Source organism: Pseudoalteromonas sp. SR44-5, assembly GCF_014163675.1.
GTDB lineage: Bacteria > Pseudomonadota > Gammaproteobacteria > Enterobacterales > Alteromonadaceae > Pseudoalteromonas > Pseudoalteromonas rhizosphaerae.
The window spans coordinates 1-24,876 of record NZ_JACJDT010000028.1 but is presented as its reverse complement, the minus strand read 5'-3'; the positions used below and the strand labels follow the sequence as shown (position 1 = coordinate 24,876).

The 24,876-nt window shown below is 40.5% G+C and carries 24 protein-coding genes; 4 read left to right on the top strand and 20 right to left on the bottom strand.

The features are described from left to right. Window positions 1-3: 3 nt before the first annotated feature. Together prpB and H5154_RS14700 are read right to left on the bottom strand one after the other, a co-directional pair. A complete protein-coding gene (prpB, locus tag H5154_RS14705) occupies window positions 4-882 on the bottom strand; it encodes a methylisocitrate lyase (RefSeq protein WP_145233598.1) in 879 nt (292 codons plus the stop codon). A gap of 71 nt (window positions 883-953) precedes the next feature. Next, window positions 954-1,658, bottom strand: a complete 705-nt coding sequence (locus H5154_RS14700; RefSeq protein WP_145233596.1) for a GntR family transcriptional regulator — start codon at window positions 1,656-1,658, stop codon at window positions 954-956. 265 nt (window positions 1,659-1,923) lie between these two features. Between H5154_RS14700 and rsmF the strand changes: the two genes are divergently transcribed. Continuing rightward, window positions 1,924-3,360: a 16S rRNA (cytosine(1407)-C(5))-methyltransferase RsmF gene (rsmF, locus tag H5154_RS14695; protein ID WP_182718766.1), complete on the top strand. Its 1,437-nt coding sequence runs from the start codon at window positions 1,924-1,926 to the stop codon at window positions 3,358-3,360. A 378-nt stretch (window positions 3,361-3,738) separates the two neighbouring features. After that, window positions 3,739-4,563, top strand: a complete 825-nt coding sequence (locus H5154_RS14690) for a polysaccharide deacetylase family protein (protein WP_182718739.1) — start codon at window positions 3,739-3,741, stop codon at window positions 4,561-4,563. Here H5154_RS14690 and H5154_RS14685 read toward each other — a convergent pair. The 16 genes from H5154_RS14685 to yceD all read right to left on the bottom strand — a co-directional run bounded on the left by H5154_RS14685 (window position 4,560) and on the right by yceD (window position 18,302). Then, window positions 4,560-6,413 (bottom strand): metallophosphatase, encoded by a 1,854-nt coding sequence (locus H5154_RS14685; protein ID WP_149982362.1) that lies wholly within the window; start codon window positions 6,411-6,413, stop codon window positions 4,560-4,562. The two genes, H5154_RS14690 and H5154_RS14685, sit on opposite strands and share 4 nt — an antisense overlap. Window positions 6,414-6,420: 7 nt before the next feature. Then, window positions 6,421-7,200, bottom strand: a complete 780-nt coding sequence (locus H5154_RS14680; protein WP_145233593.1) for a TatD family hydrolase — start codon at window positions 7,198-7,200, stop codon at window positions 6,421-6,423. Window positions 7,201-7,211: 11 nt separating this feature from the next. Next, the gene (locus H5154_RS14675; protein ID WP_145233592.1) at window positions 7,212-7,538 is read right to left on the bottom strand and encodes a PilZ domain-containing protein; all 327 of its coding nucleotides are present in this window, start codon (window positions 7,536-7,538) and stop codon (window positions 7,212-7,214) included. A 7-nt stretch (window positions 7,539-7,545) separates the two neighbouring features. Continuing rightward, entirely contained in the window at window positions 7,546-8,442 is an 897-nt protein-coding gene (gene holB / locus H5154_RS14670; RefSeq protein ID WP_149982363.1) for a DNA polymerase III subunit delta', read from the bottom strand. An 89-nt stretch (window positions 8,443-8,531) separates the two neighbouring features. Then, window positions 8,532-9,176, bottom strand: coding sequence for a dTMP kinase (gene tmk, locus H5154_RS14665; protein WP_182718738.1), 645 nt, complete (start codon window positions 9,174-9,176; stop codon window positions 8,532-8,534). 93 nt (window positions 9,177-9,269) lie between these two features. Next, the gene (locus H5154_RS14660; protein WP_182718737.1) at window positions 9,270-10,241 is read right to left on the bottom strand and encodes a hypothetical protein; all 972 of its coding nucleotides are present in this window, start codon (window positions 10,239-10,241) and stop codon (window positions 9,270-9,272) included. Between the two features lie 43 nt (window positions 10,242-10,284). Beyond that, on the bottom strand, window positions 10,285-11,043 hold the full coding sequence (locus H5154_RS14655; RefSeq protein ID WP_182718736.1) for a dCTP deaminase domain-containing protein: 759 nt from the start codon (window positions 11,041-11,043) through the stop codon (window positions 10,285-10,287). Window positions 11,044-11,070: 27 nt separating this feature from the next. Continuing rightward, window positions 11,071-12,072, bottom strand: a complete 1,002-nt coding sequence (gene mltG / locus H5154_RS14650) for an endolytic transglycosylase MltG (RefSeq protein ID WP_182718735.1) — start codon at window positions 12,070-12,072, stop codon at window positions 11,071-11,073. Further along, a complete protein-coding gene (gene pabC / locus H5154_RS14645; protein WP_259398517.1) occupies window positions 12,066-12,908 on the bottom strand; it encodes an aminodeoxychorismate lyase in 843 nt (280 codons plus the stop codon). Before pabC ends, mltG begins: the two co-directional genes overlap by 7 nt. Window positions 12,909-12,962: 54 nt before the next feature. Beyond that, window positions 12,963-14,201: a beta-ketoacyl-ACP synthase II gene (gene fabF, locus H5154_RS14640; RefSeq protein ID WP_149982366.1), complete on the bottom strand. Its 1,239-nt coding sequence runs from the start codon at window positions 14,199-14,201 to the stop codon at window positions 12,963-12,965. Window positions 14,202-14,319: 118 nt separating this feature from the next. After that, complete coding sequence (acpP, locus tag H5154_RS14635; protein WP_016707440.1) at window positions 14,320-14,556, bottom strand: acyl carrier protein; 237 nt, start codon at window positions 14,554-14,556, stop codon at window positions 14,320-14,322. 240 nt (window positions 14,557-14,796) lie between these two features. Further along, window positions 14,797-15,543: a 3-oxoacyl-ACP reductase FabG gene (fabG, locus tag H5154_RS14630; protein WP_145233587.1), complete on the bottom strand. Its 747-nt coding sequence runs from the start codon at window positions 15,541-15,543 to the stop codon at window positions 14,797-14,799. Window positions 15,544-15,555: 12 nt separating this feature from the next. Further along, window positions 15,556-16,482: an ACP S-malonyltransferase gene (gene fabD / locus H5154_RS14625; protein ID WP_145233586.1), complete on the bottom strand. Its 927-nt coding sequence runs from the start codon at window positions 16,480-16,482 to the stop codon at window positions 15,556-15,558. 59 nt (window positions 16,483-16,541) lie between these two features. Next, on the bottom strand, window positions 16,542-17,585 hold the full coding sequence (gene plsX, locus H5154_RS14620) for a phosphate acyltransferase PlsX (RefSeq protein ID WP_145233585.1): 1,044 nt from the start codon (window positions 17,583-17,585) through the stop codon (window positions 16,542-16,544). Window positions 17,586-17,597: 12 nt separating this feature from the next. Beyond that, window positions 17,598-17,768, bottom strand: coding sequence for a 50S ribosomal protein L32 (rpmF, locus tag H5154_RS14615; RefSeq protein WP_002962381.1), 171 nt, complete (start codon window positions 17,766-17,768; stop codon window positions 17,598-17,600). A 9-nt stretch (window positions 17,769-17,777) separates the two neighbouring features. Next, window positions 17,778-18,302 (bottom strand): 23S rRNA accumulation protein YceD, encoded by a 525-nt coding sequence (yceD, locus tag H5154_RS14610; RefSeq protein ID WP_145233584.1) that lies wholly within the window; start codon window positions 18,300-18,302, stop codon window positions 17,778-17,780. A gap of 142 nt (window positions 18,303-18,444) precedes the next feature. Between yceD and H5154_RS14605 the strand changes: the two genes are divergently transcribed. Beyond that, window positions 18,445-19,038, top strand: a complete 594-nt coding sequence (locus tag H5154_RS14605) for a nucleoside triphosphate pyrophosphatase (protein ID WP_182718734.1) — start codon at window positions 18,445-18,447, stop codon at window positions 19,036-19,038. 18 nt (window positions 19,039-19,056) lie between these two features. On the opposite strand, the gene H5154_RS14600 is transcribed toward H5154_RS14605, so the two are convergent. Both H5154_RS14600 and rluC read right to left on the bottom strand, forming a co-directional pair. Next, window positions 19,057-19,701: an HAD-IA family hydrolase gene (locus H5154_RS14600; protein ID WP_182718733.1), complete on the bottom strand. Its 645-nt coding sequence runs from the start codon at window positions 19,699-19,701 to the stop codon at window positions 19,057-19,059. Beyond that, window positions 19,698-20,657, bottom strand: a complete 960-nt coding sequence (gene rluC, locus H5154_RS14595) for a 23S rRNA pseudouridine(955/2504/2580) synthase RluC (protein WP_145233581.1) — start codon at window positions 20,655-20,657, stop codon at window positions 19,698-19,700. The genes H5154_RS14600 and rluC overlap by 4 nt, the downstream gene beginning before the upstream one ends. Window positions 20,658-21,282: 625 nt before the next feature. Between rluC and rne the strand changes: the two genes are divergently transcribed. Then, a complete protein-coding gene (gene rne / locus H5154_RS14590) occupies window positions 21,283-24,657 on the top strand; it encodes a ribonuclease E (protein WP_182718732.1) in 3,375 nt (1,124 codons plus the stop codon). Window positions 24,658-24,876: the final 219 nt, after the last annotated feature.

The following is a 24,876-nucleotide window of genomic DNA, read 5'->3' as shown; positions in this document are numbered from 1 at the left end:
TTATTATTTATCAGATTTTGCTGAAAAAAGGTTATCGAGTGTATTTTCATACGAGTGATAATCTAAAAAGTCATAAAGCTCAGCACGTGTTTGCATATTTTCAATTTGGCTCTGTTGAGACCCTTCATTTAAAATTGCTGAATAGACGTTAAGTGCCGCTTTATTCATTGCTCTGAACGCGCTGAGTGGGTAAAGCACCATTTCTACGCCTACATCACTTAGTTGCTCTTTAGTATAAATTGGCGTTTGGCCAAACTCAGTAATGTTGGCCAAAATAGGCACATTAATCGCTTTGGTAAAGGCTTGATAGTCGGCAAGATCGTGTACGGCTTCTGCAAAAATCGCATCGGCGCCGGCTTCAACACAGGCTGCTGCACGTTCAATCGCGGCATTTAAGCCTTCTTTTTGAAACGCATCAGTACGCGCCATAATGTAAAAGTCACTGTCAGTTTTAGCATCAACAGCTGCTTTAATACGGTCAACCATCTCGCTTTGCGAGACAATTTCTTTGTTCGGGCGATGGCCGCACCGCTTTTGCGCTACTTGGTCTTCAATATGAAACCCCGCCGCGCCAGCTTTGGTCATCTCTTTGACTGTGCGAGCAATATTAAATGCTCCACCCCAACCAGTATCGGCATCAACAAGTAATGGTAAATCGCTGGCACCTGTGATGCGGCGAATATCTTCCAAAACATTATCAAGACTGGTCATCCCCAAATCAGGCATACCAAATGAAGCATTCGCGACACCTGCACCTGAAAGGTAAATTGCTTGATGACCCATTTTTTCAGCCATCATCGCCGTGTAAGCGTTGATTGTGCCGACGACTTGTAATGGATGATTATTGGCAATCGCCTGTTTAAATTTTAATCCTGCTGACATTACATTCTCCTAACTTTGAACGGGGTTGCTTTATGACAACTTATATTTTTTAATGGTTTAATATGACGTTTTTACTGCTCCGCGCGCTCATTTTGCGCGGCATGTAAATTAAACTTCGTTTGTATATTGGCTTGCGATGCACTGATATGGCGCTTCATCAATAACTCAGCTAATTCCCCATCATGGTTTTCAATCGCATTAATAATGGCTAAGTGCTCATCAAACGCTTTTGATACGCGAGGCCCAACCATACCCATTTGCACACGATACATACGAATTAACTGATAAAGTCCGTTACTCAATAAGTGAATAAGGTGGTCGTTTTTACTGCCTTTAATAATGCGATAATGAAAATCCAGATCGCCGGCTTCTTGATAGTAAGATTCACCCTCTTTTACACGTTGTGTTTTCAGATGCTGATTAAGTAATTGCTTTAAACTTTGTACTTCATCGGGTGCCATATTGTCGGCAGCTAAACGACACGCTAAACCTTCAAGCGCACTGCGAACTTGATATACTTCTATTAAACGTTCAGCTGTAAGTGCCACAACACGACAACCCACATTCGCTTTACGCTCAACTAAATAACAACTTTCAAGGCGGTTAAGCGCTTCACGAAGCGTTGCACGGCTTACACCATAACGCTTTGCCAGTTCTGGCTCGGATATCTTGCTACCTTGAACAATACTGCCTTCGACAATTTCTCGACGCATATCCACAAATACCTGATCTGAGGCGGTAGTAATAGGTGTTTCACTAAAAGCATCTTGCGTCATTATTCACCTTTCCAAGATTGTCGACAATTTACGGATACACTATGGTCTTTAGCTGTAAATGTGTCAACCCTAAATCAGTAAAAACTGCGTTTTAAAACGGCTATTGTCGACATAAGTATAATAAATAATGTTTAAAAACACTTAAAACACACATTTATGCACCAAGTGTCGACAGGTTTGCATACTTTAAAAGATTATTTAAGGCACTGCTCTGAGCCACTAATAATGCTAGAATACAACTTTAAAATTCTCTGTGAGCACGACCTTGGACGCCAATACCTATATTCCCCAGCATTTTATAGATGACGTAAAGACCTATTTACCTGCACACCTAACATTGGATGACTTTCTCAATGCCTGTCGCAGACCGCTTCGTAAATCTGTACGTGTCAATACGCTTAAAATGTCGGTTGAGGATTTTCAGCAGTATGCCCTTGATAGAGGCTGGACATTAAGCCCAATCCCATGGTGTAGCGAAGGTTTTTGGTTAGAGCGCAGTGAACATGAAGAGCAAGCTCTGGCACTGGGTAACACGGATCTACATTTAAGTGGCGCTATGTATGTACAAGAAGCCAGTTCGATGCTGCCACCAATAGCACTCAAAGACGCATTAACTGATGCAACTCATGTGCTCGACATGGCATCCGCTCCTGGCTCTAAAACTTCACAATTAGCAGCATTAATGAATAATCACGGGGTATTGGTTGCCAATGAATTGTCGTCATCTCGTTTAAAAGTACTCAGCGCAACATTAAAGCGTATGGGAGTTGGCAATTGTGCATTGTCGCATTTTGATGGGGCTATTTTTGGCGATTATATGTATGAATGCTTTGACAGTATTTTACTCGATGCCCCATGCTCTGGCGAAGGTACGGTTCGAAAAGATGCTGATGCCTTAAAGAATTGGTCGATTGAGTCAAACATTGATATTGCCAAAGTGCAAAAAAACTTAATAAAAAGCGCTTTCTATGCATTAAAACCAGGCGGTACATTAGTCTATTCAACCTGTACTTTAACCCCGCTCGAAAATCAGCAAGTGTGCGAATATCTTCTCACTGAGTTTACAGAACATCTTGAAATACAACCATTAGATCATTTGTTTGCAGGTGCAGAGCGAGCCACAACCAGCGAAGGCTATTTGCATGTCTGGCCGCAAACATTCGACAGCGAAGGCTTTTTTATTGCTAAGTTTAAAAAGCTTGCTAGCTGCGATAATCCAAATCAAAAAGTAAAAAAAGGTGCATTCCCTTTTCAGCCGTTTGACAAAAAATCCAGCCAAGCATTTTACACTGAGCTAAAAAAACAATTTGACCTGACATCACTCAGCGGCTCACTAATGCAGCGCGATAAAGAACTGTGGCTATTCCCTGAGCAGTTTGCCGCCATTGAAAACAAAATAAAATACGCGCGACTTGGTATCCACCTGGGCATGATCCACAAAAATGGGGTGCGTCTTAACCACGAATTTGCCACCGTATTTGGTGGCCAATGTAAGGCTAATGTAATTGCGCTAAGTAACGAGCAGGCCAATGACTACTTTCAAGGTAAAGATATTCGTTTAAGCGAACCTAGCAACGCACTTGGCGAAGTGGTTTTAACCCTTTGTGGCTGTCCGATAGGGCTTGGAAAATGGCAAAAAAATAAAATTAAAAACTCCTTACCTCGAGATTTAGTACAAAACACTCAACTGATCAGCTGGTGATAATAATAATAAGGTGTGGATAAGTTGGCAACAATCAATGTATAAAATTTAAGCTTTACGCTTCGTTTTAAGACAAACAGTTGTTTTATAAGCAGTATAAAAAATCATCATTTATTGGGTTTTTTTACATATGTTAACTACACTTAATATTACTTTCTACTTCTCCCTTAATGAACTTAGAAGGTGTTTTTAAAGTTAGCGCAGGCTCATTAGAGCCATCCCCTAAGCCCAGAACAATGCGGATTCGTTCTGGGCGTTTTTTTGTCTATAAATAAGCTATCGTCTTGAAATTTATTCAGTCTCAGTCACATAGGTAATCATTGCTTTATTACACATAACTTGTTTCTATATATAGACTAAGAAAGTGTAAGGACTACCATGTTAAAAATATCTTCATTGATCATGACTATTTCAGTACTGTCATTCTCTGTTATTGCCAATCCTGAGTCGCAAAAATACCTTGGTTTTAATTACCCGCATAAAGCGCAAAATGCTGTGAGTATCACGTTTGATGATGCCCGTCACAGCCAAGTCGATGTTGGCGCTGCGATTTTGAACAGGCACCAAGTCAAAGCAACTTTTTATGTTTCCCCTTTTAACGTCAAGCAGCGCCTAACTCAGTGGCAAGACGCGGTAAAATCGGGCCATGAAATTGCAAATCATACCAGCAGCCACGTATGTACAGGGAATTTTGAATGGTTAAGAGCACAAGACTTATCACTTGAACACACTACACTCAAGTGGCTTGAAAATGATATTTTATCAGCGCAGCAATACCTAAAAGATCATTTAGGAGTGACCCCTCGCGCCTTTGCTTATCCGTGCGGCAATACATTTGTTGGCCGGGGCATTGATACTAAGAGCTACGTGCCTTTAATCGCTAAACATTTTGACAGCGGCCGAACTTGGTTAGATGAGTCAGCTAATAATCCTAATTTTACTGATTTTGCACAGCTAACAGGACTTAGGATCGACGGAATGAGTTTTGATGAAATCATTACTATGCTGGATCAATTACGGGAAAATAATGCTTGGTTGATTTTAGCGGGCCATGAAATTGGTAACAGAGATCAATATACCACTGACGCAAAAGTACTCGAGCAATTGCTTGTTTATCTGAAAGATCCTGCTAACGGTTATTGGTTAGATACAGTAAGTAACGTTAGCGACTATGTAAAACAACAGCGCAAACCATTAAATTAATCATTGCTTAAATCAAACTCTGTGGTGCGATTATCGGGATGGAGTAACTGATAACGCGCCAGCTTTCCTTGTTGTAATTCAATCAAACTAATCGCTGAATCACTCACCAAGTATTTTTGCCCCTCCCCGATGGTTTGATGTTTATCGACTTCCATCTGCCAACGCTTTGTAAAAAAGTTTAACGGGCTTTTCGGCGCGTATAAAATCGAGTCTAACTTATCCAGCACGTTAATTAATTTACGCGGAAACTCATTTTTAATACCACTGGCAGTAAGTTGCCAAATTCTATTGGGGTGCTTACCAAAGCGTTTCTGTACGGAAAAACAGAATGAGTAATGTACATCACCCGATAAAATAAGCGTTTCTTTAGGGGTATCGTCACGGCGAAAGGTATCCAGTAACTTTTTAGCTGAGCCTTCGTGGGCCATCCAGTTTTCAACATCAACTAATAATGGCTGTCCGCAAATATTAAACAATGACTGAATAGCTTCAATTGATTTAACGCCAAACACCGGTGCGGGTGAGACAATGATCACTTGTTCATGAGTCACTAAACTTTCTTCGAGCTCAGTGAGACGCTCCCAATCAAGTAGACCAGAGGGCTCATTAAAGTTTTGCTCATTACGCCAACGATGAGTGCGGGTATCCAGCACGACCACTTTAGGCACAGTATTCAACTCATAATGCCAATGATTAAACTCGAGAATGGTTTTATCAAACGCTTTAAATTGCCATTGTTTTTGCTCAGAAAAACTCGTCTTAAACGCATCAAGTAAAGCAGCTGTTTTATGACCTGCATCATTGCCAAAGCCTTGCATCAGCCAATAACTGATCAAGCCATTATTAACAATACGGCGGCTAACTGGATGTTGGTAAATAACCTGCTCCCAACCAGCCGTCAAGTTCCAATCATCGGTAACATCATGATCGTCAAACATCATTAACGTTGAAATATTTGCCAGTAGCACCTGAACGTGTACTAAGCCATTTTTAAAATCCGTTAAAGCTGCTTTTTCATTATCAAAAACTTGCTGGCATTTGGGCGAGCTTGCTTGATAGCTAATACTATCAAAGTCAATTAAGTCCCACAGTAACGGGCTAAAATTGAGTAAATAAAGGGCTATAAACTCTTCAAAAAAGATCAAGTGATTTGCAGCTTTTAAGCTTGAAAAATGTGGCTCATCTTTTTTTAGCCAATAGCCAACCCCTATTTTATTGCGTTTTTGCCAAGGGACCGTCGGTAAATATAAGTGGCGCTGATAAAGTTGTTCACTTAACTGTGCAGGTAAATCAATTGCCAGTGGTTGCTCTTGGTATATTCCTAATACGCTGATCAGTCGTTCAATTGCTAATAACATCGCACCAGCAACATCATCGGCATACACTTGATCACCAGAGAGCAGTAAAACATCCGCCCCGGTTTTATTTACACTGCGATTTTGCTGTTGAAAATCATTCGCAGCCACTAAGCTATCTTTTGCAGGATGATGTGGGTTACGGCATGAGCCATGTAAAATCTGCTCAAGTTTTTGCGGGATCACAAATTCAGGGGTGGCTTTTCCTTGATAACAAAAATCACTTAAATCAACGTCTAAGTTGCTGTTTAAAAGGCGGTAGCTGATCAGCTGATTAACAGGCAATGTTGCGGCAATCGGTTTTACGATCACAAAGTGCAAGTAAAGATGAGTACCTAAAGCAATGCTCTGTTGCTCACTAAAAACGTCTATATCATCAAATTCAATACTAAATTGTGATGCTACAGACGTTGCAAACTGTATGCAAACCTCTGCAGCATCAGCTCGGCGCACCATCGGCCCCATTATTAATAGAGGAAGTGATGCTGTGCTCATATGCTAATTAACCTTTGTTCACTAAGTTGAACAATGAGTAGAAGTTTTCCGTAGTCGCTTTGGCTAGCTCTTTGTAGCTAATACCTTTTAAATCAGCAATGTAATAAGCAACATCTTGCACATAAGCGGGCTGATTAGTTTTCCCACGATACGGTACTGGCGCTAGATAAGGCGAGTCTGTTTCGATTAATAATCTATCAAGAGGGATTTGTTTAACAACATCTTTAAGCTCTACGGCATTTTTAAAGGTCACAATGCCAGAGATAGAAATATAAAAGCCTAAGTCGATGGCTTTTTTAGCCATATCCCAATCTTCAGTAAAGCAATGCAATACACCACCACACTTTTGTGCGTTATGTTCACGCATTAAGTTTATGGTGTCGTCGCGCGCATCGCGAGTATGAATTATAAGTGGTTTTTGTAACTCGTTCGCCACTTCAATATGACCCACAAAACTTGCTTGTTGCACGGCATGGGTGTCTTTCGAATAATAGTAATCAAGCCCTGTTTCGCCAATTGCTACTACTTTATCGTGGCTTGCTAAATCAATTAAGCGTTGTTTATCAAGTGCGTCTTTTTGATCAAGCGGGTGAACACCACACGAGGCAGAGACATCACTATAGCCTTGAATTTTTTCTAGCATACTAGGGAATTGATCAAGTGTGACACTCACACATAAAAAGTGTTCAACTTGTTTAGCCCGTGCACTATCAAGTACTTGGTCTAAGTTTAAATCGAGTTTATCAAAATCGAGTCGGTCTAAATGGCAATGAGAATCTACAATCATGTTACTGCTTACTACATGGTATAAGTTGGATTACCAGAGTTTAACATAGTCCCTAGTAGTTTTTCGATCTTCACATTTAGGTTCGTTTTATCATCGATAAAACTAATACCAATGCCCGGTGGATTAGAACTTTGCGCGCCTTGTGGCGTGATCCATGTAACTTTTCCGGTTATTACATCATCTTCAAGCGCATCCGGTAATGTCACTTTTAATGCCAATGAATGACCCATCTCATAACGCATATTAGTGCGCACAAATAGTCCACCATTTTTTAAATACGGCATATAGCAGCGGTATAATTCATCTAGATCATCTAAATCGACTAATAATTCTTGCACAATAATCCTACTTATAGCTTTTACGTAAACGATACGCTAAACGAGACACTGCCAACGGCAAGTTCAATCCTAATATCTGTGTACTGTTTTGCACAAATTCGGCCAATGCATTTTGCGCACTCTGATATGAATCAAAATCCATTCCAGCAATGAGTTGTTGTTTTAATTGTTCGCTTAAAAATAAACAAAAGACGCGAACACGCTCTGTATCTTTACTGATAATATCAACTAACGCACTGAAATTATGGCCTTGTTTTAGCTCAGTTGCAAACTTATACAATTCATCGATTACTTCCAGCTGCTCATCTTGTTGCCAACGGGCAATCAATAATGGCTGCTGGGTAAACATTTTTAACCATGGATATGCAGGAACGTGCAGTTGGGAAATCCAATTCATAGCAACATTGGCGTCATTCACTTTTACTTGTGTAAGCGCGCAGCGACTTAAAATAGTGGCCGGTAATTGCGTTGTCGCACTCGTTGTTAGTAACAAAAATCGCTGCGGGCTGGGCTCTTCTAACGTTTTAAGTAAGGCATTGGCCGCCGCTGTGGTCATTTTATGGCAATCATTGATCACCACCACTTTATTGGCATTTTGCGCCGCTGATTGATGCATGAAATCGCTGACACTGCGAATATCATCCACACCAATGCTTTGTCCATCAGCTTGCACTACATATTTGTCAGGATGAGTAACTGCTTGATTTAAATGGCAGCTCTTACAATGCCCACAAGGGACTAAGTTAGTTGCAGACAAGCACAATAATGCATTAGCCAGCTGCTCCACTAAGGCGCGCTTACCAACACCTTGTTGACCATTAAATAATTGTCCATGGTGAAAACGCCCAGCATTAAAACTGGCTGCTAATTGCTGCTCAACATTGCTAAGCCAAGGATAAATCATAACTATGCCTATATAATAATGGACCTTTTACATCTCATATTTTCTAATAGATAAAACAATGAATTGCTTTATCTTAAAAAATTTCAACTTTAAATATCAAGCGCATATTCAATTAAAAGAGAATCAATGATCTTTATAACATCCTCTAATACGCTCTCTTTAGATTTTGAGGCATCTACGACTTTAAAAGTGTTTGGTTTTTCTTCAGCTTGAGTTAAATAGCCATTTCTCGCTCGAATTAAAAAATCAAGTTTCTCATCCTCTAATCTATCAAGTTCCTGAGATCTTTGTTTAACTCTTTTAAGTCCTTCTTGTGGATCTAAGTCCAATATAATATTCATCTCAGGACTAAATCCATTTAAAGCCAAATTATTGATTTGAATGATTTCAGCAAGTTCAATGCCTCTAGCATAATGCTGAAAACTAAATGTTGCAGCATCAAATCTATCAGAAATTACAATCTGCCCCCTATTTAAAGCGGGTTTAATTTTTTCTTGTATGTGCTGAGCTCGGCCAGCTCCGAAAAGCATTAACTCTGTAGTGTGGCACATTTTCACTGAACTTGAATCTAGTAAAATTTCTCTTATTCTTTCTCCAATTTCAGTCCCACCAGGCTCTCTAGTTAGAAGAACATCGAAACCTTTAGCAATTAAATATTTTTCAACTTCGTTAATAACAGTAGTTTTGCCTGCACCATTACTACCATCAAAAACAACCATGAAACCTTTCTTCATTTTATTTCTCACTGAGATAATTTTTTACAACAACATAATTAATATATTAATTATGTTCATTAAAAATAAGGATAACAATAAAATTATCATTTATTATATTTTAGCAACTCCGCACTCTAATCTAGATTTCCCTTTCGAATAATAATGACAATCGCCACAATTTAAACAACCAAAATTAGATTGAAGTATGTAATTTGGGTTTGCTATTAAGTCTCTACATACTCCTAAATAAATATTATCTGGAAAGTTATGCAGTTCTGAAAGCTTCACTTTGCCTGATATAATAAAATTTCGATTAGGGAATTTTTTTGCCAACTCGAGCGTTTTTAACCTTCTACTTTTTAAAGCACTGTTTGTTTCTGGATATATCAAATTTTTATTTATATTATAAAACCCAAACGAAACATCGAAAAAATCAAACTTGGTTTCCATTATTCTTTCAATAAGTGGGCTCCGATTTTTATCTAATTTTTGCGAGCCTGTTAACAAAGAAAATCTAATAGACGATTGTATTTTTCTACTTTTTAAATTTCCAGCTATTTTATCTATATTTCCTAGAAAGTATTCACTGTGTTTAGAAAAGAAAGGATCAATTAACAAACTGAACAAATACCCATGCGCAGCGTGAATTTGTATATGTTTAAATCCTGCATCAATTGATATTTCAATACTGTTTTTTAAGTTAGTCAGTATCAATTCAATATCTAGAAAGCTTAATTGCGAAACGGCAACTTTATAATCTTCAATAGGATTTTGATGTTGAGTTGCAACAAACTTCTTATTTCCAGTGTAGTCAGGCCACGTTGAGCTTAATTGAATACCTGCAATACTACCGTTATTTGTAATAGAGGTCGCAAGTGTTACCCAAACTTTATCTTTAGAGATCATAGAACAAACATTATTCGTTGCATAACCACCAGAAATAACAACATTTCCTACAATGCTGCAACCAATTCCCTTCCCACTCCTTGCTTTATAAAATTCTATACAGTCTTCATCTGGTAGACCATTAGACACAAAACCAGTGTTAACTGCTAAAAAAAAACTTTGTTTTTTTATATCCATAAAATTGCTCTTGTATAAATATATAATTATTTTAAACCTAGATTTATTTAGAGAACTTCATAAATAACCATACAAATAAACTAGTAAGGAGATTTACAGTTAATCCAACAATTGGTTCAAATAATTTTGTATTAACAGCTATTAAAAGAAAAAAATTGATAAATAAGAAAAAAACTAGACCTATATTTATTTTTCTTTGTTGACCTTCTATTTTTATAAGCGATGCTGATACGATAGCGGGTAACACCTTATGTGCTTCATCTGATTCAGTAAATACCCTTGAATCGTTTTTAACTTCATTAAAATTTTTTTGAAATTGTGTTTTTATAGGCCAAGTTTTTGTTTGGTAACCGTGCTGCCCCACATACGGTGATATACTGCACTCATCTAAATAACTAAAATCAACTTTACCAATTCCTTCGTTCTGAGGTAATTCTATATATTTGTCACTAAAATTCTGAACAACCAAACCTAAATTACCAGAAAAGCCAGGATCAGCATTTGTAGACACAGCACTTAGCCCAATACTAAAAAGAGAGCCCTTACTAATTACTCTAGCAATTAAGTTATTTGGTAAATTTAACTTTTCCTTTGTAATTAGTACAACTCTATGACCAGGTTTTATAATTACTTTCTGATTAAAACTTAATTGAATAGCACTTACACCTTCAGTTAAATCATAATATTCAGTACCCATACGAAGCTCATAATATGCGGCTCCAACATTTTTTTTATCGCCATCAATAATGAGATCGCTTTTATCCATTAGTTCAATAATTGATTGCTTTGATAGTACAGACATAATACTTCCATATATTTGTGAGGAGTTTTATTTAAAACTATTTAACTGTTTTTGATAACGTAAGTAATCTTGTACTGCTTTGTTATGTTCTTTTAAGGTTTTAGAAAATTGATGGCTACCATCGCCTTTGGCAACAAAATAAAGGTACTCAGACTCAGGTGGATTGACTGCTGCAAGTATTGCCGCTTTTGACGGCATAGCAATCGGCGTAGGCGGTAAGCCATTAATTTTATATGTATTATACGGAGTATGATTAGTTAAATCTTTACGTTTTATATCACCATCAAAGTCAGCACCAATGCCATAAATCACGGTTGGATCAGTTTGCAAGCGCATTTTTGTATTTAGTCGATTAGTAAATACAGAGGCTATTAATGGCCGTTCGCTGGCAAGGCCTGTTTCTTTTTCAATAATTGAGGCCATAATCAATGCTTCGTAGGCCGTTTTAAACGGTAAATCAGCAGCCCTGTTTTGCCAAGCCTCATCAAGTACATTTTGCATTATTTTATGCGCTCGTTTGAGCACTGAGCTTGTCGTATCATTAGCATGATAATAATAGGTATCAGGAAATAACCACCCTTCTAAATGCTGATCAGAGCCGACTATTTGCTGAGATAACTCACCAAGACTTAAATCTTGACGAAGGTACTGGGCTTTACTTATTGCCGCTAACACGTCACGAAGTGACTGACCTTCAATAATTGTAAAACTAAAGCTTACTTGTTTACCTTGATTGATTTGCCGAATGTTATCAAGCACCGTGGCGTTATTAAGTTGATATAAACCAGCTTTTAAATCCGTCAGTGTCGGATCGAGTTTCGCGAGTATCTGATAACGTAAGCACCCATCTAACCATTTTTTTGCTTGCCACTGTTGGCAGAGTTGATTAAACCCCGTGCCTTTTTTAACTTCAAACAACGTATTCGCTGGCGCTTTTAAACTACTGTTAATAGTAGCTTGCAACTGTTGATAACCAACTCCAGTTACCAATAATGCTAGCAACACAATCGATATAATCACTCTTAACACGCAGACTCCTTGGTAAATAAACCATGCAATAATACTAAACTGTTTGCTAACTCAAACTGCATACCATCAATCGCTGTAACAGGCACAATTCCCATTAAGCTATTACAACTAAATACTGCCTCCATTTGCAGCAATTGTTCTAGCTTAATATCAGTAAATTCAATGGTTAACTTATCACACAGTGATTGCAGATAAACCCCTTGAATGCCACAGTTTTGCAAACTTGGACTAAAAACTCGACCATTTTTAATAGCAAAAATATTTGCCGCAGAGGTTTCAATCACATTATTGTGATAATCACACACCATTACATCATCACAATCTTGCCCTTGCATGGCACGTTTGATCATTACTTGCTCTAAACGATTTAACGTTTTCAAACCAGCAAGCAGTGGTTGCGATGCAAGTTGCACAGGACTAATAGCAAGTTTAATACCTTGTTGTGCTAATTGAGCGTAGTGTGAAGGAAACGGTAATAGCGACAGTACAATCAATAAATTGCTTTGTTCAGGAAGGCCATAACCACGCCCTCCTTCACCACGTGTAACCACTATTTTTAACACGCCCAGCGAAACCGTCTTAATATACTCAGCGATTGCTTGCTGCAGTGCCGATAAATCCAGCTCACCAAAACTAAGTCGCTGCGCGCATTCAACTAATCGTGCCCTGTGAAGTGGCCAATGCTCTACTTGAGCATCAACTATTTTTGCAGTTGTAAAAAAGCCATCGCCATAATTAAAGCCGCGATCATTGCTACTTATGCAAACGCCTTGCTGTGGCGTGACTAATTTTATTGTTTGCGCTATGTGAGTTTTTTGTTTTGGCATATTTTGCATATAAAAAAGCCCAGTAACAACTGGGCTCTTATTTTGTCTCGTTGTTAAAAAAGATTATACCTTTTTAAATACCAACGAGCCATTAGTACCACCAAAACCAAATGAGTTACATAATGCGTAATCAAGTTTCGCATCACGAGCCGTGTGTGGAACGTAGTCCAGATCACAGCCTTCATCAGGGTTATCAAGATTAATTGTTGGTGTTACTTTTTGATCTTGTAACGACAAAATAGTGATAATTGATTCAACAGAGCCTGCTGCACCGAGTAAATGACCCATCATAGATTTTGATGAACTCACCATCACATCTTTGGCAGCATTACCAAAAATTGACTTAACTGCAGAGGTTTCTGCTTTATCGCCAGCGTTAGTCGATGTACCGTGAGCATTAATATAACCCACTTGATCTGCATTGATTTGCGCATCGTTTAAAGCATTTTCCATTGCCAAGGCTGCACCGGCACCATCTTCTGGTGGCGACGTCATGTGATAAGCGTCGCCGCTCATACCAAAACCAACCAACTCAGAGTAGATTTTTGCACCTCGGGCTTTCGCATGCTCGTATTCTTCAAGTACGATAACACCTGCACCATCAGCAAGTACAAAGCCATCACGGTCTTTGTCCCATGGACGTGATGCAGCTTGCGGATCGTCGTTTCGGGTTGATAACGCACGTGCAGCGTTAAAACCACCCATACCAATTGGCGTTGAGGCTTTCTCTGCACCACCGGCAACCATCGCATCAGCATCACCATAAGCAATCATGCGCGCAGCGTGACCAATGTTGTGTAAACCTGTTGTACAGGCTGTCACGATAGAGATATTTGGACCACGTAGACCGTGCATAATCGATAAATGACCAGAGATCATATTGATAATGGTCGACGGCACGTAAAAAGGAGAAAGCTTACGTGGGCCACTGTTTAATAACTTTATGTGGTTTTCTTCAATAAGCGTTAAACCACCAATGCCCGAACCCACAGCAACACCAACGCGGGCTGCGTTTTGCTCTGTGATCTCAAGGCCAGAATCTTGTAGTGCTTGTACACCTGCTGCAATGCCATACTGGATGAACAAATCCATTTTTTTAGCATCTTTTGCCGGCATATAGGCTGACGCATCAAAATCATTCAGCAAACCAGCGAACTTGGTGCCAAAACTAGATGTATCAAAATGAGTGATAGTTTGGATACCACTTTTGCCATTTAACAAGCCTTGCCAGGTTGATTCAACATCATTACCTAGCGGCGTCAACATTCCTAAGCCAGTTACGACGACTCGACGTTTAGCCACGGTTTGCCTCCAATAAGGGAATTATTATTTTTCTGGTGGGTATTAATACCCAAATGCGTGGAAATACAGGGTATAGATAGATTAAGGGCAGCGAACGCTGCCCTTAATATGCGATTGATTACTCAGCGTGAGCCGTTACGTAATCGATTGCAGCTTGTACTGTAGTGATCTTTTCAGCTTCTTCATCTGGGATCTCAGTATCGAACTCTTCTTCAAGAGCCATTACTAATTCAACAGTATCAAGTGAATCTGCGCCTAAGTCATCAACGAAAGAAGCTTCATGCTTTACTTCTTCTTCTTTAACACCTAGTTGCTCAATGATGATTTTCTTTACGCGTTCTTGGATGTCGCTCATTCTTCTTTCCTTTATTAAAAACGCCAATGCGTTATTTTCAGATTGCGGCGTAGTTTACGGCGCATAATTCTGTGATTCAAGGATTTGCTGATAATTTTTTATCTGGTCAAACCTCTTGACGGTTATTTGTGTCTTTTATCGCTTATTTTCAGCACGAATTCAAGTATGTTTAAAGCAAGTTAACAAAAAATTCAACATTTTTCGACAAGCCGCCTCAAAACAAAATAGGAACAAAGTTCCTTACACCATGTACATCGCACCATTTACGTGCAAAGTTTCGCCTGAAACATACGCTGCTGCATCAGATGCTAAGTAACATACTGCGGCGGCAATTTCATCCGGTTGGCCTAAACGCCCAGCAGGAACATTAGCAAGCGTAGCTGCTTTTTGCTCGTCAGTTAAGCTGTCGGTCATATCTGTTTGAATAAAACCAGGAGCAACTACGTTGACTGTAATACCACGAGAAGCAACTTCACGCGCTAACGACTTAGAAAAACCAATTACACCCGCTTTAGCTGCTGCGTAGTTAGCTTGCCCTGCATTACCCATTGTACCAACAACTGAACCTATATTGATAATTCGACCGTTTTTCTTTTTCATCATCGGGCGTAACACTGCTTTAGATAAACGAAAAACTGAGCTCAAGTTAGTATCAATGATATCGTCCCACTCTGCATCTTTCATACGCATAAGTAAGTTATCGCGGGTAATACCAGCATTATTTACTAATACGTCGATATCGCCTAAATCTGCTTTTATCGCAGCAAGTGTCGCCTCGATCGACGCAGGATCAGTTACGTTTAACGCATAACCTTTACCATTCTCGCCTAAGTATTCGCTGATATTTGCAGCACCAGACTCGCTGGTTGCAGTACCGGCAACTTTAGCACCTTGTGCTACCAATGTAGTGGCGATTGCTTTACCAATACCGCGACTAGCGCCTGTAATTAGGACAACTTTGCCCTCTAACGAAAATAAATTTGCCATTTTTTCCTACTCTTATTTTGCTTCGTCAATGGCAGTTTGGCTATTCACCGAACCACATACCATTGCTTTATCAATGCGTTTAGCAAGACCCGTTAACACCTTCCCAGGACCAAACTCGTAGCTTTGGGTAATGCCCTGTGCTACCAATGCTTGTACTGTTTCTGTCCATCGTACTGGACTGTATAGTTGACGTACTAATGCATCTTTAATAGCATCCGCTGAACTTGCAGCTGTTACATCAACATTATTAATTACATCACACTTAGGTGTATTAAATGTTAAAGCAGCTAAATCTTTTGCTAATTTTTCTGCCGCTGGTTTCATTAGTTCACAATGTGAAGGTACGCTTACCGATAAAGGCAACGCACGTTTTGCACCAGCTTCTTTACACGCTTCTGATGCTCTGTCTACTGCGGCTTTATGACCTGCAATCACAACTTGACCCGGTGAGTTATAGTTTACTGGTGCAACCACTTCACCTTGTGCTGATGCCAAGCACGCGGCTTTAATTTCGTCATCACCTAAACCAATGATCGCAGCCATTGAACCCACGCCTGCTGGCACAGCTTCTTGCATATATAAACCACGGTTTTCAACCAATTTTACAGCTTCGCCTAAGCTCAACACATCAGCACATACCAGCGCTGAGTATTCACCTAAACTGTGACCTGCCATCGTTACGTCTGCATCTGGATTTGCAGCAAGCCATTGGCGGTAAATTGCCACTGATGCTGTTAATAATGCCGGTTGCGTACGATGGGTTTGATTTAATTCTTGTTCTGGACCATTAAGTACTAATGCAGCCAAATCATAACCAAGTGCCGCTGATGCTTGCGCAAACGTCGCTTTAACAATATCAGATTGCTCTAATAGTTCACTTAACATACCCACAGATTGTGAGCCTTGACCCGGAAAAACAAGTGCAATTTTTTGTGCCATACTTTGCTCTTTTAATTAAACAAATAAATAAATGTTTAAGTACACACCTGACATAGTAATTAATCGTCAGTTGCGACTTTTTTAGTTGAATGTGTTTGCTCGAAGATAGCTGCAATTTTTTCAGGAAGTTGACGTTCCACCTCTCTAGCAGCTTCGTCGATAGCAGCATGAAATGCTTTAGCTGAGGCATTTCCATGGCTTTTTACGACAATACCGCGCAATCCTACCAGAGAAGCGCCGTTATACTGGTCGGGGTTCACCCGTTTATAGAGTTTTTTTATTACTGGCTGTAACATAAATGCTAAACATTTATAGAAAAAGTGCTTTTGCAGTGCTTTGGTAAGCTTAAACATAATCAGCTTGGCAATCCCTTCACAGGTTTTCAAAGCCACATTGCCCACAAAACCTTCACAGACGATCACATCTGATTTACCAGTAAAAATATCACTACCTTCGCTGTAACCAGTATAATTAAGGTAGCTACATTGTTGCATCAGTTGTGCAGCTTGTTTGATATCTTCATGGCCCTTAATGTCTTCGGAGCCAATATTTAATAAACTCACTTTTGGACTATCACAGCCCAGTGCTTGCCCTGCGACAACCGAACCCATAATGCCAAATTGATATAAGGTTTGTGCATCACAATGCACGTTCGCACCTAAATCAAGTAAGTAAACCGGATTTTTTCGCTCAGTTGGCACAGCCGAGATCAATGCAGGACGTTTTACGCCTGGCAACATTTTCAGCACATAGTGAGCCATAAATAATAATGCACCGGTATTTCCGGCACTAACGCACGCTTGTGCCTCACCTGATTTAACTAAATCAAGAGCAACGCGCATTGAGGAATCTTTTTTAGATCGCACAGCAGAAGACGGTTCACAACTATTGGTGACTACTTGACTACAATGACGAATTATTAAACGAGGATGAGATAGAGAATCGAGAGACTCAAGTTCTTTAGATATTACTTGTTCGTTGCCACATAAGATCAATCTTAGATTGGCATTTGCATTTACCGCGTTAACGGCTGCGGGGATAGATGAACGGGGGCCATAATCGCCCCCCATCATATCTAACGCAATTGTTAGATTGGTCAGCATAAAAGCAATCTCTTATTTAGAAATTACTTGAACGCCTTTGTAGTAACCATCTGCAGTCACATGGTGACGACGATGAGTCTCACCAGATGTTTGGTCTACAGTTAAAGTTGGACCACTGATCGCATCGTGTGAACGGCGCATGCCGCGTCTTGCACGAGACTTTTTGCTTTTTTGTACAGCCATAGTCTTCTCCTAAGAATCTTTCTTAAGTTGTTTCAAAATATCAAATGGATTTGGTTTATCATCTTCCGCTTTTAAAACACCAAAGCTGGCAGGCTTTGCTGAATAACTGCATGAAGCTTCGTTGTGGGTAGCAACTAATGGCACGGCTAAAATTAGTTCGTCTTCGATTAAATCAAAAACGTTAACTTCACCATTTTCATCAAGCGCTACTTCATCGTAGTCTTCTGGAAAAATCTCTAACTCTGTATCCTCACCGACTGGTGAATAAACAAAGTCTTGAACCAAATCCAACCCTAAATCACCATTACAACGTTGACAAGTGACAGTAACATGTGTGGACAAATTGCCTCTAATCACAGCGAAACCTTGATCATCGTTTTTGCAATGAATTTTTACCGCTATTTCACCTACTTCTTCCTGCACAACTTCCCGTAAACGGGTAAGTTTTTCAAGCGGTACAATGCCGTCATACTTTAAACGGTGTTGCGCTGCCTTGCCTGGATGAAGAGTGATGGGAATTTTCACCTTTTGCATAGGGGCTGCATCATATAGATAGTTACTTGGTTAGTCAAAGTAAAAAACCAATTTTAGCTGGTTTTTCGCGATTCATTTCTTTGTTTTGCCAACGGATCTGATTTATCCTAACTCAATCTAATTTTCATTAGGAAAACAATCCATGCAGCACCCGCTTATTTTAGCCTCAAGTTCACCCTTTCGTCAGTCTTTATTGCAAAAATTTAATCTGCCGTTCGACAGTTTTTCACCTGGTATTGACGAATCAGCACTACCCGATGAAGCCCCAGTTGAACTTGTAAAACGCTTAAGTGAACTCAAAGCACGCGCAGCCACTACACTTTTTAAACAAGGCTTAGTAATTGGCTCTGATCAAGTTGCCGTATTTGAGCAACAAATCTTAGGCAAACCACACAACAAAGAAAATGCCATTAAACAACTGAGTTTATTTAGCGGTAATACAGTCACATTTCTAACGGGCTTATGTGTTTATGATATTCAAAGCAATAAAACAAAAACCCTAGTTGAACCCTTTAATGTTACATTTAGAACACTGACACAAGCACAAATATCTGCTTACTGCGACGCAGAGCAACCCTACAATTGTGCAGGCAGCTTTAAAAGCGAAGGCTTAGGTATTTGTTTATTTGAAAAGCTTAGCGGTGATGACCCTAATAGCTTGATTGGTTTACCACTTATCAAACTCAGCCAATTATTGACTGAGTTTGATCTGGATGTGTTAAGTAATCAAGACTAACTATTTATTCACTACGACTTAAACTAAACGCGCAGCTAGTTGCTGATACGAATCAACTGTCGCAATCGGTGTAAACTCGTTTAGCTGCTGGGCGTTATGCACCCCCATAGTTACACCTAAACGGTCAATATTGGCCGCTTTTGCCATCGCCATATCTATTTTGGTGTCGCCAATCATCAGCGCATCATCATGGCTAATATTGAGTTCATCGAGCAGTTGCAACAACATATCAGGAGCTGGTTTTGACAATGCATCATCACTGGTGCGGGTCGCTACAAAGTAATCCCGTAACTGTGTTTCATCCAGCAAGCGTTCAAGGCCGACTCGGCTTTTGCCGGTAGCAACAGCTAATAATACGCCACGGTTTTTTAATGCCGCTAAAGTCTGTTCTACATCAGCAAATAAGGGTGTAGGCGTGTTATCAAGATGTTTATACTGATGCTTATAACCGGCGATTAAATCAGCGTGTAAATGGCTCTGCTGAGGAAATAACACCGTCACGGCCTGCTCAAGTGATAAACCAATGATATTTTTAACCGCCTCGTCACTGGGGCAAACTACACCACAGACTCTCGCAGATTGATGCATGCAGTTAACTATTTTAGCCACTGAATCCATCACCGTGCCATCCCAATCAAATATAACTAATTTATAGGGTTTCACGGTTTTGCGGCACGTAACGTTTTAATACAATTAGCCAGCGCTTTATCAAGCGGCGCTTCTACTCGCATAGTAGTTTCATTTTTTGGATGATAAAAACTCAAATCGTGCGCATGTAAAAATAATCGCCCTAATCCCACTTTACGCATCGCCGCATCAAATGCTTGGTTGCCATACTTATCATCACAAGCAATTGCATGACCTTTACATTGTGTATGCACACGAATTTGGTGAGTACGACCTGTTACTGGTGATGCCTGCACTAACGAACATTCAGCAAAGCGCTCCAGTACTTTAAAACGAGTATGTGAAGGTTTACCTTCAACGTTATCCACACGTACTACTCGTTCACCTGATTGTAGGGTGTTTTTACGCAGCCCTTCGGTGACATTTTTAGTTTTAGAATCCCATTGCCCATCAACCAATGCCCAGTAATTCTTTTCCATGGTTTTTTCACGTAACTGTTCATGCAAGCTGGTCAACACTGAACGACGTTTCGAGATTAACAAACAGCCTGATGTATCACGGTCTAAACGATGTACAAGCTCTAAACTGCGCTCATCTGGGCGCAATACGCGCAATGCTTCAATTAAACCATAACTGAGCCCACTGCCGCCATGCACAGCCATGCCTGATGGTTTGTTAATGACGATAAGGTATTTATCTTCAAATAAAATAGCCTCTTCAAGTTTGGTTACTACATCAAGGTTTTTAGGCACAAACTCTTCACGTTCAGCTATTTGTATTGGTGGAATACGAACGATGTCATCGAGTTGTAATTTATACACAGGTTTGATGCGTTTTTTATTAACCCGCACTTCCCCTTTGCGAAGAATTCGATACACAGCGCTTTTAGGCACCCCTTTTAAATGAGTAATAAGAAAGTTATCAATCCGTTGACCTAAATGGTCTTCGGTAATCGTGACGAAAGATACTTGTAAGCCGGTTTTTTCTGACATTGCCTAATCACTGATTTAAGTAAAATAATTTTAGTTGCTAACACAGTTATAATAATGGGATAATCACCGTCGCAAATATATATTTGCAAATAACAACGGTGCTTTTTAACACATTAAAACATTCGTGATGCACATTCTGGGTAATTGATCATACAGATCCGAGATAAGTTTTCCAAAGCTTTTATACATACCCAGTTTACACGTGCCTTCAATTAACTCCGATGCGTGTAATATATCGCCAGTTAAGTTTGAGCATGAAGTGTTATTTAATGTTGATGAAAAAAGCAATTTGAACAGATAATTTGTCTGATCGTGACGGCGTACAATACGCCGTTCAGCAGATGTGTTGTAACCGTACAAGTTAATTTAATTAATGGTCGACTCTGGACAGAACTCGAATACGTCACTGTAAAAAAACAGCCGATAGTTTTGGCACCATAATAGAATTTAATAACGTGACAACACGTTATTGTCAGCCAGCACCATAAAGATACTTAGAGTACGGATACAGTACCAAGCTCCCCCACAGATCCAGTCGTGAGATTGTACAAAAAGAAGCGATGGGAGCAACTGAACAGGCGAAAAGTTTCGTCATGTCAGAGACATAACACAGTAGAGTAACAATATGAAACGTATGCTAATCAATGCGACGCAGCAAGAAGAAATGCGCGTAGCACTGGTTGATGGCCAGCGCCTGTATGATTTAGATATCGAAAGCCCGGGTCACGAACAAAAAAAAGCCAATATTTATAAAGGCAAAATCACTCGTATAGAACCGTCATTAGAAGCCGCCTTTGTTGATTACGGCGCTGATCGTCACGGATTCCTTCCTTTAAAAGAAATAGCCCGTACTTACTTCCCACAAGGTTATACTTTCCATGGTCGTCCGAATATTCGTGACGTGATCAAAGAAGGTCAAGAAGTTATTGTCCAAGTAGACAAAGAAGAACGCGGCCAAAAAGGCGCAGCCCTCACCACTTTTATTAGTGTTGCAGGTAGCTACTTAGTCTTAATGCCTAATAATCCTCGTGCTGGCGGTATTTCTCGTCGCATCGAAGGTGATGAACGCACTGAACTTAAAGAAGCTTTAAGTCGTTTAGAACTGCCTAAAGGCATGGGTTTAATCGTGCGTACTGCCGGTGTTGGTAAATCGTTTGAAGAACTAAACTACGATTTAAAAGCGCTGCTTGTTCATTGGGATGCGATTCAGCAAGCCTCTGATGGCGGTAAAGCACCGTTCTTAATTCATCAAGAAAGCAACGTGATTTTCCGTGCGATTCGCGATTATTTACGCCGTGACATCGGTGAGATCCTAATTGATAAAGCCCGTGTATTTGAAGAAGCTAAAGCGCACATTGAGCGTTTTCGCCCTGACTTCATGAGCCGTGTAAAACTTTATCAAGGTGAAGTGCCTCTTTTTACTCATTATCAAATCGAAAGCCAAATTGAGTCTGCGTTTCAACGTGAAGTACGCTTACCTTCTGGTGGTTCAATTGTTATTGACCCAACTGAAGCACTTACTTCTATCGATATCAACTCATCTAAAGCCACTAAAGGCGGCGATATCGAAGAAACTGCGCTTAATACCAACTTAGAAGCTGCAGACGAAATTGCTCGCCAATTACGTTTACGCGACTTAGGTGGCTTAATCGTTATCGACTTCATTGATATGACACCACCGCGCCATCAACGTGAAGTAGAAAATCGCTTAAAAGATGCTGTTCGTCCAGATCGTGCCCGTGTACAAATTGGTAAAATTTCGCGTTTTGGCTTACTTGAAATGTCGCGTCAGCGCCTACGCCCTTCATTAGGTGAAGCGAGCCAAGGCCCATGCCCACGTTGTAGTGGTCAAGGTACTATTCGTTCAAACGAGTCGATTGCATTGTCAATCCTACGTTTAATCGAAGAAGAAGCGATTAAAGACAATACCTCACAAGTTAATGCCCAAGTACCTGTAGCGGTTGCCTCATATCTGTTAAATGAGCAACGCCGTAGCGTGCATCGCATCGAAAAACGTCATAACTGTGATGTGGTGATCATTCCAAATCAACATATGGATACACCACATTATGAAGTAATGCGTTTGCGTAAAGATGAAACAATTGAAGCAGCAAGCTACGAGCAAATCACATTACCAGAACAAGAAGTGTATGAAACATCAAAAACACCAACGGTCGCGGTACGTGAAGAGCCGGTGTTAAAAGGCGTAGTTATGCCATCAACACCAGCACCACAAGCTCAGGCTCAAACAGCCCCAGCAGCGGCACCACAAAGTGTTGCAGCCCAGCCGCAGGTAAGTTTATTTACTACCATCAGCAATTGGTTTAAGGCTTTATTTGCAACGCCTGCTGAGCAAATAGAAAGTAAAGAGCAACAGCAGCAAAAAACAGCGAGTGAATCTCGTAATAATCCACGTCGTAACAATGACGGTGATACACGTCGTCGTAATAACCAACGTCGTCGTAACAATAATTCACGCACTAAACCGCAAAGCGAGCGTACAGAGAGCGTAGCTGAAGAAACGCCAGCAGTTGGAAACACGCAAAACAACGAGCAACAGGAAAGAAACGATAACCGTAACAAACGTCGTCGCAATCCTAACTCACGTAAGCGTAACGATGACAGCAAAGTAGTAGCAGAAAAAACCGAAGCAAAAGCTGACGTAAAAGACGTTGCACCAAGCCAAGATGTCGTTGTTGAAGCAACGGAGCAAAAACCTAAGGTTCGTCGTCAGCGCCGTAACTTACGTAAAAAAGTTCGCCTGCAAGATGAAAATGCACAACCGGCTACAACCAACAATGACGCAGAGCAACAAGCTACGCCTGTTGTTGATGACAAGCCGGCTAAGCCAGTTGTAACTCAAACTGAAGAAGTTAAAGCACCGGTTGAGGCTACTGCTGTTGAAACAACGGCTGTTGAAGCGCCTGAGCAAAAAGCTGAACAGACGGCACCAAACGAGCAAGAGACAGTAACATCGACTGATGAAGAGCAAGGCCAAACGCGTACGCGTTCACGCCGTTCTCCACGTCATTTACGTGCTGCTGGGCAACGCCGTCGTCGCCCTGAGGGTGAAGAAGCTACGCCAACGCAAGGTACACAACCACCAGCATTTATTCCAGTTGCAGATCAAGCCGCTGCTGAATATGAAGCTGAGTTAAAAGCCAAGCAAAATAAGCAAGCTGCAGAAGTAGTTGAAGAAAAACCTGCCGTTGCTGCAGAACCTACTCCAGAAGTGGTTGAACAAGCGCCTGTTGCTGCTGAAGCAACTGAAGAAGTGGTTGAACAAGCGCCAGTTGCTGCAGAACCTACTGAAGAAGTGGTTGAACAAGCACCAGTTGCTGCTGAACCTACTGAAGAAGTGGCTGAACAAGCGCCTGTTGCTGCAGAACCTACTGAAGAAGTGGTTGAACAAGCACCAGTTGCTGCAGAACCTACTGAAGAAGTGGTTGAACAAGCGCCTGTTGCTGCAGAACCTACTGAAGAAGTGGTTGAACAAGCACCAGTTGCTGCAGAACCTACTGAAGAAGTGGTTGAACAAGCGCCTGTTGCTGCTGAAGCAACTGAAGAAGTGGTTGAACAAGCGCCTGTTGCTGCTGAAGCAACTGAAGAAGTGGTTGAACAAGCGCCTGTTGCTGCAGAACCTACTGAAGAAGTGGTTGAACAAGCGCCTGTTGCTGCTGAAGCAACTGAAGAAGTGGTTGAACAAGCGCCAGTTGCTGCTGAACCTGCTTCAGAAGTAGTTGTTGAGGAAGCACCAATGGCAGAGCCTAAGCCTACTGCAAAACCTGTAGCGCACACTAAAACAGTGATCACTTCAGGTAAAGCAAGTGCGCCAATGGCACAACCTACTGCCGTTGCAGATAGCGAAGTCGCCCATACGCCAAAAGCGATGGCACACGACAAACGTGACGCTATTCCAGATAGCGGCTTACGTGCCGGTTCTATCAAACCAGCTGGTCGCGCGAATGCTGCAATGACTAAAACCATGAGTGTTGACTAACACTTTTGGTTTAGCTTAAAAGCACACTAAAAAGCCGCGTTAATGAAAATTAACGCGGCTTTTTTAATAGCAGTTATAAGGTTAAAGAGAACGATTTATACCAATCTGCCAAATTATGTGATCTAATTAGCACACTGATACTTATCTACTTTTACTAAATTGAACTTAGAAAAATCCAAGCAACTTTTAGCTTTATCACGTAAAGAGCCTAATGCGAGA

Coding starts and splice junctions, on each gene's coding strand:
- prpB (WP_145233598.1), bottom strand. CDS start 882: ATGTCAGCAGGATTAAAATTTAAACAGGCGATTGCCAATAATCATCCA.
- H5154_RS14700 (WP_145233596.1), bottom strand. CDS start 1,658: ATGACGCAAGATGCTTTTAGTGAAACACCTATTACTACCGCCTCAGAT.
- H5154_RS14690 (WP_182718739.1), top strand. CDS start 3,739: ATGTTAAAAATATCTTCATTGATCATGACTATTTCAGTACTGTCATTC.
- H5154_RS14685 (WP_149982362.1), bottom strand. CDS start 6,413: ATGAGCACAGCATCACTTCCTCTATTAATAATGGGGCCGATGGTGCGC.
- H5154_RS14680 (WP_145233593.1), bottom strand. CDS start 7,200: ATGATTGTAGATTCTCATTGCCATTTAGACCGACTCGATTTTGATAAA.
- holB (WP_149982363.1), bottom strand. CDS start 8,442: ATGATTTATCCTTGGCTTAGCAATGTTGAGCAGCAATTAGCAGCCAGT.
- tmk (WP_182718738.1), bottom strand. CDS start 9,176: ATGAAGAAAGGTTTCATGGTTGTTTTTGATGGTAGTAATGGTGCAGGC.
- H5154_RS14660 (WP_182718737.1), bottom strand. CDS start 10,241: ATGGATATAAAAAAACAAAGTTTTTTTTTAGCAGTTAACACTGGTTTT.
- H5154_RS14655 (WP_182718736.1), bottom strand. CDS start 11,043: ATGTCTGTACTATCAAAGCAATCAATTATTGAACTAATGGATAAAAGC.
- pabC (WP_259398517.1), bottom strand. CDS start 12,908: ATGCAAAATATGCCAAAACAAAAAACTCACATAGCGCAAACAATAAAA.
- acpP (WP_016707440.1), bottom strand. CDS start 14,556: ATGAGCGACATCCAAGAACGCGTAAAGAAAATCATCATTGAGCAACTA.
- fabG (WP_145233587.1), bottom strand. CDS start 15,543: ATGGCAAATTTATTTTCGTTAGAGGGCAAAGTTGTCCTAATTACAGGC.
- fabD (WP_145233586.1), bottom strand. CDS start 16,482: ATGGCACAAAAAATTGCACTTGTTTTTCCGGGTCAAGGCTCACAATCT.
- plsX (WP_145233585.1), bottom strand. CDS start 17,585: ATGCTGACCAATCTAACAATTGCGTTAGATATGATGGGGGGCGATTAT.
- rpmF (WP_002962381.1), bottom strand. CDS start 17,768: ATGGCTGTACAAAAAAGCAAAAAGTCTCGTGCAAGACGCGGCATGCGC.
- yceD (WP_145233584.1), bottom strand. CDS start 18,302: ATGCAAAAGGTGAAAATTCCCATCACTCTTCATCCAGGCAAGGCAGCG.
- H5154_RS14605 (WP_182718734.1), top strand. CDS start 18,445: ATGCAGCACCCGCTTATTTTAGCCTCAAGTTCACCCTTTCGTCAGTCT.
- rluC (WP_145233581.1), bottom strand. CDS start 20,657: ATGTCAGAAAAAACCGGCTTACAAGTATCTTTCGTCACGATTACCGAA.
- rne (WP_182718732.1), top strand. CDS start 21,283: ATGAAACGTATGCTAATCAATGCGACGCAGCAAGAAGAAATGCGCGTA.